Genomic DNA, 9749 nt, shown 5'->3' with positions numbered 1-9749 from the left:
CCGCATCGGTGGTGCCCTTCGCGCGTACCGCCTGCGGCGGGGTCAGAACTTGTTGCGCGGGGTGATCCCCAGCGACATGCCCGCCAGGCCGCGCGCGCGGCCGCCCAGCTTGCCCGCGATCGCGCGCAGCGCGGCGCCCGCCGGGGAGTCGGGGGCGGCCAGCACCACCGGCTGGCCGTTGTCGCCGCCCTCGCGCAGCCGGACGTCGATCGGGATGGAGCCGAGCACCGGGACCGTCGCGCCGGTCGTCCGCGTCAGGCCGTCGGCCACCTGCTGGCCACCGCCCGAGCCGAACACGTCGAGCATCTCGTCGCAGTGCGGGCAGGGCAGCCCGGACATGTTCTCGACGACGCCCACGATCTTCTGATGGGTCTGCACGGCGATCGAACCGGCCCGCTCGGCCACCTCGGCGGCGGCCTGCTGCGGGGTGGTGACGACCAGGATCTCGGCGTTGGGCACCAGCTGCGCCACCGAGATCGCGATGTCGCCGGTACCCGGCGGCAGGTCGAGCAGCAGCACGTCCAGGTCGCCCCAGTACACGTCCGCCAGGAACTGCTGGAGCGCGCGGTGCAGCATCGGGCCGCGCCACACCACGGGCGCGTTGCCCGGGGTGAACATGCCGATGGAGATGACCTTCACGCCGTTCGCGGACGGAGGCATGATCATGTTCTCGACCTGGGTCGGCTTGCCCTCGACACCCAGCATGCGCGGCACGCTGTGGCCGTAGATGTCCGCGTCCACGACGCCGACCTTCAGGCCGTCGGCCGCCATCGCGGCGGCGAGGTTGACCGTGACGGAGGACTTGCCCACGCCGCCCTTGCCCGAGGCGACGGCGTACACGCGGGTCAGCGAGCCGGGCTGGGCGAAGGGCACCTCGCGCTCGGCGGTGCCGCCGCGCAGGTTGGCCGCCAGGTCCTTGCGCTGCTCGTCGCTCATCACGTCCAGCGTGACGGCGACCGAGGTGACGCCCGCGACCCGCTCGACGGCCTCGGTGACGTTCTTGGTGATGGTCTCGCGCATCGGGCAGCCCGACACCGTCAGGTAGACGGTGACGGCGACCGCGCCGCCGTCGCCGACCTCCACCGATTTGACCATGCCGAGTTCGGTGATCGGCCGGTGGATCTCGGGGTCGTTCACCGTCGCCAGCGCGTCCAGGATCAGGTCTTGATCGGGTACGGCCTGGTCGGGCACGCCCTCTTCGGGCACGGCGGCGGAGCTTGTGTCGGTAGCCATGAACCCGATGGTACGGCTCGGTAGCGCGCCCCAGGTAAGACTGTCAGCGGTCGCCTTCGTCACGTTCGGCGGGGAACAGCCTGCGCTCGTCCATCTCCTTGATCAGGTCCTGGAACTCCGACCTGATCCAGTCGCGCGTGGCCACCTCGCCCAGACCCATCCGCAGCGCCGCGATCTCCCGCGTCAGGTACTCCGTGTCCGCGATGGACCGCTCGTTCTGCTTGCGGTCCTGCTCCAGGTTGACCCGGTCGCGGTCGTCCTGGCGGTTCTGCGCGAGCAGGATCAGCGGCGCCGCGTACGACGCCTGGAGCGAGAGCATCAGGGTCAGGAAGATGAACGGGTACTCGTCCCAGCGGACCGAGGGCGGCGCGAAGATGTTCCACAGCACCCAGGCGATGATGACGACCGTCATCCAGACGATGAACCGGCCGGTGCCGAGGAAGCGCGCCACCCGCTCCGAGAGCCGCCCGAAGGCCTCCGGGTCGTACTCGGGCAGCAGTCGGCGCCGGGCCGGCCGTGGCAGGTCAAGGCGCACGCGCGAGCGCGACAGCGCGCTCGAACCGGTCGACTGACCGGCCTTCATCCGCTCCGCCCGGCCCTCGCGCGCCTCGCGCTCGGCCCGGTCGTGGCGGTCCGCCCGCTCGGCGCGCACCTTCCCCGCGACCTCGTCCAGCCGGTCCGACAACCCGTGCTCCCGCCCGTGTTCGCGCGCCTGCTCCCTGGCCTGCTCGCGCCGCTCCCGGCGCCGCTCGCGCCCCGGTTCCCGCGCTGGCTCGCGCCCCCGCTCACCGGCCATGCTCTGACTCCTCGGAGTGGAAATCGGTCTCGCGCCAGTCCTCCGGCAGCAGGTGGTCCAGTACGTCGTCCACGGTCACCGCTCCGAGCAGCGAGCCGCTCTCGTCGACCACCGGCACCGCGACCATGTTGTAGGCGGCGAGGTAGCTGGTCATCGCCGGCAGCGAGGCGTCCGGCCGCAGCGGCGGCAGGTCCGTGTCCACCAGCGAGCTGACCAGCGTGAACGGCGGATCGCGCAGCAGCCGCTGGAAGTGCACCGTGCCCAGGTACTTGCCGGTCGGCGTCTCGTCCGGCGGACGGCACACGTACACCTGCGCCGCCAGCGCCGGGGACAGGTCCGACTGCCGTACGCGCGCCAGCGCGTCCGCGACCGTGGCGTCCGGCCGCAGGACGATCGGCTCGGTGGTCATCAGACCGCCCGCCGTGCGCTCCTCGTACGACAGCAGCCGCCGCACGTCCGCCGCGTCGTCCGGCCGCATCAGTGTCAGCAGGCGTTCCTTGTCGTCCTCGGGCAGCTCGGAGAGCAGGTCGGCCGCGTCGTCCGGGTCCATCGCCTCCAGGACGTCGGCGGCGCGCTCCTCCTTGAGCTTGCCGAGGATCTCCACCTGGTCGTCCTCGGGCAGCTCCTCCAGCACGTCCGCGAGCCGGTCGTCGTCGAGGGCGTTGGCCACCTCGGCGCGCCGCTTGGGCGACAGGTGGTGCAGTACGTTCGCGAGGTCGGCCGGGCGCATCGTCTCGAAGGTCGCGACCAGGTTCTCGGCGCCCTGCCCGTCCTCCTCCAGCGAGAAGCCGGTCACCCCCGACCAGTCCACGGTCAGGGTCTCGCCGCGGCGGCGCAGCGCGCCCGCCTTGCCCTTGCGGACGAAGATCCGGTTGATCTCCCAGTCCCGGCGGGCCGGGAGCTGCTGGATGGCCACGTCCAGGACGGTGACCTCCTCGTCGTCGGCGACGAGCCGCACCCGGCGGTCCAGCAGCTCGCCCAGGACCAGGCGCTCGGTGGGGCGCTGCTCGAAGCGCCGCATGTTGATCACGCCCGTGGTGATGACCTGACCGGACTCCACCCCCGTGACCCGGGTCATCGGGAGGAAGATCCGGCGACGGCTCACCACTTCGACGACCAGACCCAGCAGCCGGGGCGGCCGTCCGCCCACGCGCAGCATCGCGACCAGGTCGCGGACCCGGCCGACCTGGTCGCCATTGGGATCGAAGACGGGTACGCCCGACAGATGCGACACAAAGATCCGTGGGGCGCCTGCCACCATCCGAGCGCCTCCTAAAGCGTCGATCCAGAGTTCTGCCGCCCCTCAGGCTAGCCCGTGCCGTGGGAAACCGCCCTGGTGGGGCGGTCCGCCCGGGCCCGGGCCGCAAACGGGGTGCGGGTACGCTGCCTGCTGCTCGCAGACGAACGACGAGAGGCACCCGCCCGTGACCGCCACCTTCCCCGCCGCACGGCTGCGCCGGGCCACCGCCATCGGGGTCCTCTGCACGGGTCTGGCCATCGCCGCCACGGGCTGCGGGGAGGACCCCGACAAGGGCACCAACGGGGTCGGCAAACTGTCCGCGGACAAGATCGAGGGCAAGGCCCGCGCCGCCGCCACCGCGGCCGGAGCGGTCCACCTGTCCGGGACCCTGGTCAGCGGCGGGAAGTCCTTCACCCTCGACATGAAGCTGAAGTCGGACGGTGGCTCGGGCGAGGTGAAGTCCAAGGACAACACCTTCAGGCTGCTGCGGGTGGGGGACCAGCTCTACCTGAAGGCCGACGCGGCGTTCTGGGGGAAGTCCGAGGCCGCCGGGAAGCTCGGCGACAAGTACGTGAAGGTGCCCGAGGCGGACCCCTCGTACAAGCAGTTCCGCGGGTTCACCGACATGCACGTCCTGCTGGACGGGCTGCTCGGCCTGGGGGGCAAGCTCGCCAAGGGCGCCGACTACACCCAGGTCGGCCGCACCCGCGCGGTCACGGTCACCTCCGACGGGGGCAAGGGCGGCAAGCTCGCGGTCTCCCTGGAGGGCACCCCCTACCCGCTGCGGATGGAACGCGCGGGCGGGGCGGGGCTGGTGGAGCTGACCGAGTGGGGCGCGCAGTTCCCGCTGACCCCGCCGGCGCAGGACGAGACCGTGGACTACGGCTCCCAGCTGCCGACGACCAAGGGCACCGGTACGGGCTCCGGCACCGGGACGGGCAAGAGCCCGAGCCCCCGCGCGAGCGGCTCCGACGACTCCACGGCCTCCGGCGGCCAGGGCGCCGACCCGGGCAGCGGGGGCTGAGCCCCGTCCGTCCTACCCCCGGGCCTTCTTGCGCTTGAGCAGCAGCCGGGGCAGCGCCGCCGGGGCGGGCTCGCGGGTGATGGCCGTGGTCGGCAGCGGGCGCGCGGCCAGCGAGCCGTCCGGCAGCTCGGTGGTGGCCGCCACCGGCTCCAGCCGCAGCAGCCGGCACTCGCGCGCCCACCGCTCGGTCATCAGCTCCGAGTCGGGAGCGTTGAGCCGCTTGCCCTTCAGCTCGGCCACCGCCGCCTCCCACGCCTCCCCGTGCGGGGCCAGCTCGGTGACCCGGGCCGTCCAGGAGATCAGGCGGCCGCCCTTGTCCTTGCTGCGTACGGTCACCTCGGCGGCCCCGCCGTCGGCCAGCCCGGGGAAGGGCTGCTCACCGGGCCCGTCGCCCAGCACGTGCGCCGCGCCGTCCACCCAGGCGTGCCACAGCGCCCGGTCGGGCCCGGTCCCGCGCACCCAGATCAGGCCGGACTTCTTGGTGGCCTCCTCGACGAGGGCCAGGTCGAGCGTGCTGAAAGTCATGCCCACAGGGTAGCCAGGGCGGGCGGCGCGGCCTACAGCCAGCCGTGGCGGCGCAGCGAGCGGTGGATGACGAAGCAGCTCGCGGCGATGGCGGCCATCACCATCGGGTAGCCGTAGCGCCAGTGCAGCTCCGGCATGTGCTCGAAGTTCATGCCGTACACCCCGCAGATCATCGTCGGCACCGCGATGATCGCCGCCCACGAGGTGATCTTGCGCATGTCCTCGTTCTGCGCGACCGTCGCCTGCGCCAGATTGGCCTGAAGGATCGAGTTCAGCAGCTCGTCGAAGCCGATGACCTGCTCGTGCACCCGCGCCAGGTGGTCGGCGACGTCGCGGAAGTACTTCTGGATGTCGGGATCCACCAGCCGCATCGGCCGCTCGCTCAGCAGCTCCATCGGCCGCAGCAGCGGGGACACCGCCCGCTTGAACTCCAGGACCTCCCGCTTGAGCTGGTAGATCCGGCCCGCGTCCGCGCCGCGCGGACTGCCCTTCGCGGGGGCGGCGAAGACCTCGCTCTCCACCTCGTCGATGTCGTCCTGCACCGCCGACGCCACCGCGATGTACCCGTCCACCACGTGGTCCGCGATCGAGTGCAGCACCGCCGAGGGGCCCTTGGCCAGCAGCTCGGGATCGTCCTGGAGCCGGTGGCGCAGCCCCTTGAGGGAGCCCTGGCCGCCGTGCCGGACGGTGATGACGAAGTCCGGGCCGGTGAAACACATCACCTCGCCCGTCTCCACCACCTCGCTGGTGGCGGTGAGTTGGGCGTGCTCGACGTAGTGGATCGTCTTGAAGACGGTGAAGAGGGTGTCGTCGTAGCGCTCCAGCTTCGGCCGCTGGTGTGCGTGCACCGCGTCCTCCACGGCGAGCGGGTGCAGTCCGAAGGCCGCCGCGATCCCGGCGAATTCCGCCTCGGTGGGTTCGTGCAGGCCGATCCAGGCGAAGCCCCCGTCCTCCCGCACCCGGCGCATCGCCTCCCGCGGGTTCAGGCAGAGCGGTCCCTGGACCCGGCGGCCCCCGCGGTAGACCGCGCAGTCCACGACCGCGCTGCTCGTGGAGGGGTCACGGGTGGTGTCGTAGCCGGACTGGACCGGGGTGGACCTGCGCAGCGCGGGACGTACGGCCGCGCGGAGGTAGGGCAGCATCGACATGGCAGGCTCCTTCGCGCGGCTGCGGACCACGCGGCTGGGAGACCCTCCGCCGCGGGCAGGCAGGCGGAAGGAAGCAGGACGGGAGGAAATGTTTCTGCCGTCGCTCTTCGGCTCAAAGGGAGCGGGAGGCGCCCCTGGAAGAGCTGTTGGTACTGCACGATCGACTTCGACCCATTGCAGCCCCACCTCCTCCGGCCGGTCCCCCGTGGGGGAAGTCCCGTCACCGGGGCATCTATCCAGGCTTCTGCCCGTGGCCCCGGCCAGCGGCCCACAGTAACAGCCGACGGATGGTCAAGAGCCTGCCTTTACCCCGGCGATAGGAGTTCTATGCTCGCCCCATGGCAGAAATTCTGGCACTCGTCGAAGCCCGGCTGCGCACCGCTCTGGGTGAGCCCGACGCCCGCGCCGCCGTCACGTTCCTCGGCACCGACCGCATCGAGGTGCTCCGCTTCGCCGACGGGGACGCCGGGGGCACCCTGGTGCGCTACGCGACCCTCGGGATGTCCGCGCAGCCGATGGGCGACCCCACGGTGGTGGTCTCCGATCCGGTCCGCGGTCCGCGCGCCGAGCTGGTCCTGACCGTACGGGGAGGACTGGTGCCCACCGACCAGGTGCTCCGGCCGCTCGCGGTGCTCGGGGCCTCCCCGCAGGTCGAGGGGCTCGTGGTGTCGCCTGGGGCCTCGCTGGACGTGGGCGAACCGCTGTGGCCCGGAGCGCCGTTCAGCTCCGTACTGGTCGCCGAACCGGGCGGGCTGGTGGAGGACCTGGAGCTGGCCGACCCGATGGACCCGGTGCGGTTCCTGCCGCTGCTGCCGATGACCCCGAACGAGGCCGCCTGGAAGCGGGTGCACGGTGCGGCGGCCCTCCAGGAGCGCTGGCTCGCGCGCGGCACGGATCTGCGGGACCCCCGGCGCGCCTCGGTGGCGCTGGACTGAGGGCGACGGACGCGCCGCGAGGGCCGGGCGCGGGACTGGGAGCCGCCACCGGGGGCAGGTATCGACTCCGGACGGGTGATCGTCTCTTGACGCGGCGGCGCACGGGGAGGAGCGTGGCTCTGTATGAGGGGCGAACCGAGTTGCCCGAAGTGCGGTGGCCGGGTCAGGGCGCCCGGTCTTTTCGCTGACTCCTGGCAGTGCACTGCGCACGGCGCCGTCCATCCCCTGCAGCCCGTCATCCCACCCAGTGTCGAGGGCCTCGGCGTCGTGGTGCGCCGGGCCCGGGTGCCCGTGTGGATGCCGTGGCCGCTGCCCGTCGGCTGGCTGTTCACCGGGGTCGCGGCCGCCGGGGACGACCGCAGCGGCGGCCGGGCCACCGCGGTGGCGTGCTCCGGACCCGGTCCGCTGGGCGGCATCGGCGAGCTGGTGCTGGTCGCGGAGGAGCTGGGCGTGGGCCTGGGCGCGCGGTACGCGGGCATCGACGGGCCCGACCCGGGCCCCTTCATCGACGTCTCCTCCCCACCGCATTCCAAGGTGGTCGCCGCCGGGCGGCCGACCCCGATGTGGCACGTGTCCGGGACGCCCGAGGACCGCGCGGTCTTCGCGGGGGAGGCGTGCGGGCTGTGGCTGTGGGCCGTCGTGTGGCCCGAGCAGTCCGGGCTGCTGATGTACGACGAGCTGGTGCTGACCGATCTGCGCGACGCGGGCGCCGAGGTGGAACTCCTGCCGTGCGGGGCGCTGAGCCCCCGGATCCTGGGCGGGGCCGCCTAGTGCCGTGACCGGGAAGGCGCCGTGACCGGGAAGGTGCACCGGGTCGCGGCGCCCGGCGACGGCGCACGACCTGCCTCGCCCTGCGCGGCGCGGCCCGTCCCGCCGGGCGGCGCCCGGTTCCCCCGTACGCCCGTCAAGCCTTGGCCAGAGCAGGACCTACTGCCCGGTTATCCTGGGGTGTCCCCCGTCCGTCCGACCCCTGGAGCCGTGCCGTGCGCATCGATCTGCACGCCCACTCCACGGCCTCCGACGGTACGGACACCCCCGCCGAGCTGGTCCGCAACGCGGCCGCCGCCGGGCTGGACGTCGTAGCGCTGACCGACCACGACACCGTCGGCGGTTACGCCGAGGCGATCGCGGCGGCGCCGCCGGGGCTGACCCTGGTCACCGGAGCCGAGCTGTCGTGCCGTCTCGACGGCATCGGGCTGCACATGCTCGCGTACCTGTTCGATCCCGCCGAGCCCGAGCTGTTCCGCGAGCGGGAGCTGGTCCGGGACGACCGGGTGCCGCGCGCGCGGGCGATGGTCGGCAAGCTCCAGGACCTCGGCGTACCCGTCACCTGGGAGCGGGTGGCCCGGATCGCGGGCGAGGGTTCGGTCGGCCGTCCGCACATCGCCACCGCCCTGGTGGAGCTGGGCGTCGTGGCCACGGTCTCGGACGCGTTCACCCCGCAGTGGCTTGCCGACGGCGGCCGGGCCCACGCCCAGAAGCACGAGCTGGATCCCTTCGAGGCGATCCGGCTGGTCAAGGCGGCGGGTGGGGTCACCGTCCTCGCCCACCCGCTCGCCTTCAAGCGGGGCCGGTGCGTGCCGGAGAGCGCGATAGCCGAGCTCGCGGCGGCGGGCCTGGACGGTGTCGAGGTCGACCACATGGACCACGACCAGGCCACGCGCGCCCGGCTGCGCGGCCTCGCGGGTGAGCTGGGCCTGCTGACGACCGGCTCCAGCGACTACCACGGCAGCCGCAAGACCTGCCGGCTCGGGGAGTACACGACCGACCCCGAGATCTACGGCGAGATCACGCGCCGCGCCACCGGGGCCTTCCCGGTGCCCGGCGCGGGCGGAAGTGCTCACCCCGGCGTGTAGGTACGCCGTACGCCGTGGACCCGCGCCCCGCGCGCGTTCCCGTACGCCCCCGCGCGCCCTTCACCTCCCTCACACCCCTCTTCTCCTGCAAGGCACAAGGCATCACTGTGTTCGATCTTGCCGTCTTCGGCTCCCTCTTCCTCACCCTTTTCGTCATCATGGATCCCCCCGGGATCACGCCGATCTTCCTCGCGCTGACCTCCGGCCGCCCGGCCAAGGTGCAGCGCCGGATGGCCTGGCAGGCGGTGTGCGTCGCCTTCGGCGTCATCGCCGTCTTCGGCATCTGCGGCCAGCAGATCCTCGACTACCTGCACGTCTCGGTGCCCGCGCTGATGATCGCGGGCGGTCTGCTGCTGCTGCTCATCGCCCTCGACCTGCTGACCGGCAAGACGGACGAGCCCCAGCAGACCAAGGACGTGAACGTCGCCCTGGTGCCGCTGGGCATGCCGCTGCTGGCCGGACCGGGCGCGATCGTCTCGGTGATCCTCGCGGTGCAGAAGGCGGACGGGTTCTCCGGACAGCTCTCCGTCTGGTCCGCGATCATCGCGATGCACGTGGTGCTGTGGATCACCATGCGCTACTCGCTGGTGATCATCCGGGTCATCAAGGACGGCGGCGTGGTGCTGGTGACCCGGCTCGCGGGCATGATGCTCTCCGCCATCGCGGTCCAGCAGATCATCAACGGCGTGCTCCAGGTGGTCCACAACGCCTGAGCCCCGGAGAAGCGGAACGTTCGGATCCGCTCAGCTCCGCACATGCGAACGCCCCCGCACCGGATCCGGTGAGGGGGCGTTGTGAAGTGGTGCGGCGAGTGGGTTCGCCGTCAGGAGGACGCGGACTCGAACGGCCGGATGAGGAGGCGCTGGCCGACAGACGCGGCATGCTGCACGATCCGGTTGACGGAGGCCGCGTCCACGACGGTGCTGTCCACGGCGTTTCCGTCGACATCGTCCAAGCGCAGAATCTCGAAGCGCACGGGCTTCTCCCTTCGT

The 9749-nt window shown here is 72.3% G+C and carries 11 protein-coding genes; 5 read left to right on the top strand and 6 right to left on the bottom strand.

The annotated features are described in order from the left end of the window. Positions 1-42: 42 nt before the first annotated feature. The 3 genes from QMF80_RS27115 to QMF80_RS27105 form a co-directional block, all read right to left on the bottom strand. The gene (locus tag QMF80_RS27115) at positions 43-1233 is read right to left on the bottom strand and encodes an Mrp/NBP35 family ATP-binding protein (protein ID WP_283457811.1); all 1191 of its coding nucleotides are present in this window, start codon (positions 1231-1233) and stop codon (positions 43-45) included. A gap of 43 nt (positions 1234-1276) precedes the next feature. Then, the gene (locus tag QMF80_RS27110; protein ID WP_283457839.1) at positions 1277-1816 is read right to left on the bottom strand and encodes a DUF1003 domain-containing protein; all 540 of its coding nucleotides are present in this window, start codon (positions 1814-1816) and stop codon (positions 1277-1279) included. 202 nt (positions 1817-2018) lie between these two features. Next, positions 2019-3290, bottom strand: a complete 1272-nt coding sequence (locus tag QMF80_RS27105; protein ID WP_283457809.1) for a magnesium transporter MgtE N-terminal domain-containing protein — start codon at positions 3288-3290, stop codon at positions 2019-2021. A 163-nt stretch (positions 3291-3453) separates the two neighbouring features. Between QMF80_RS27105 and QMF80_RS27100 the strand changes: the two genes are divergently transcribed. Continuing rightward, complete coding sequence (locus QMF80_RS27100; protein WP_283457807.1) at positions 3454-4293, top strand: hypothetical protein; 840 nt, start codon at positions 3454-3456, stop codon at positions 4291-4293. A 12-nt stretch (positions 4294-4305) separates the two neighbouring features. Here the strand turns inward: QMF80_RS27100 and QMF80_RS27095 are convergent, their stop codons facing one another. Both QMF80_RS27095 and QMF80_RS27090 read right to left on the bottom strand, forming a co-directional pair. Further along, positions 4306-4818 (bottom strand): hypothetical protein, encoded by a 513-nt coding sequence (locus QMF80_RS27095; protein WP_283457806.1) that lies wholly within the window; start codon positions 4816-4818, stop codon positions 4306-4308. A 32-nt stretch (positions 4819-4850) separates the two neighbouring features. Then, positions 4851-5966 carry a magnesium and cobalt transport protein CorA gene (locus QMF80_RS27090; RefSeq protein ID WP_283457804.1) on the bottom strand — a complete coding sequence of 372 codons (1116 nt, stop codon included), beginning with the start codon at positions 5964-5966 and terminating at the stop codon, positions 4851-4853. Between the two features lie 338 nt (positions 5967-6304). On the opposite strand from QMF80_RS27090, the gene QMF80_RS27085 reads away from it, so the two are divergent. The 4 genes from QMF80_RS27085 to QMF80_RS27070 all read left to right on the top strand — a co-directional run bounded on the left by QMF80_RS27085 (position 6305) and on the right by QMF80_RS27070 (position 9470). Then, positions 6305-6901, top strand: a complete 597-nt coding sequence (locus tag QMF80_RS27085) for a suppressor of fused domain protein (RefSeq protein ID WP_283457802.1) — start codon at positions 6305-6307, stop codon at positions 6899-6901. 123 nt (positions 6902-7024) lie between these two features. Then, positions 7025-7672 (top strand): DUF6758 family protein, encoded by a 648-nt coding sequence (locus QMF80_RS27080; RefSeq protein WP_283457801.1) that lies wholly within the window; start codon positions 7025-7027, stop codon positions 7670-7672. A gap of 212 nt (positions 7673-7884) precedes the next feature. Then, the gene (locus tag QMF80_RS27075) at positions 7885-8757 is read left to right on the top strand and encodes a PHP domain-containing protein (protein WP_283457799.1); all 873 of its coding nucleotides are present in this window, start codon (positions 7885-7887) and stop codon (positions 8755-8757) included. A gap of 107 nt (positions 8758-8864) precedes the next feature. After that, positions 8865-9470, top strand: a complete 606-nt coding sequence (locus QMF80_RS27070) for a MarC family protein (RefSeq protein ID WP_283457836.1) — start codon at positions 8865-8867, stop codon at positions 9468-9470. Positions 9471-9580: 110 nt separating this feature from the next. On the opposite strand, the gene QMF80_RS27065 is transcribed toward QMF80_RS27070, so the two are convergent. Next, positions 9581-9733: a DUF8834 family protein gene (locus QMF80_RS27065; protein ID WP_283457798.1), complete on the bottom strand. Its 153-nt coding sequence runs from the start codon at positions 9731-9733 to the stop codon at positions 9581-9583. Between the last annotated feature and the right edge of the window lie 16 nt (positions 9734-9749).

The sequence above is a fragment of the Streptomyces sp. G-G2 genome (assembly GCF_030063135.1).
In the GTDB taxonomy this organism is placed as follows: domain Bacteria; phylum Actinomycetota; class Actinomycetes; order Streptomycetales; family Streptomycetaceae; genus Streptomyces.
This window is presented reverse-complemented; position numbering and strand designations above follow the sequence as displayed.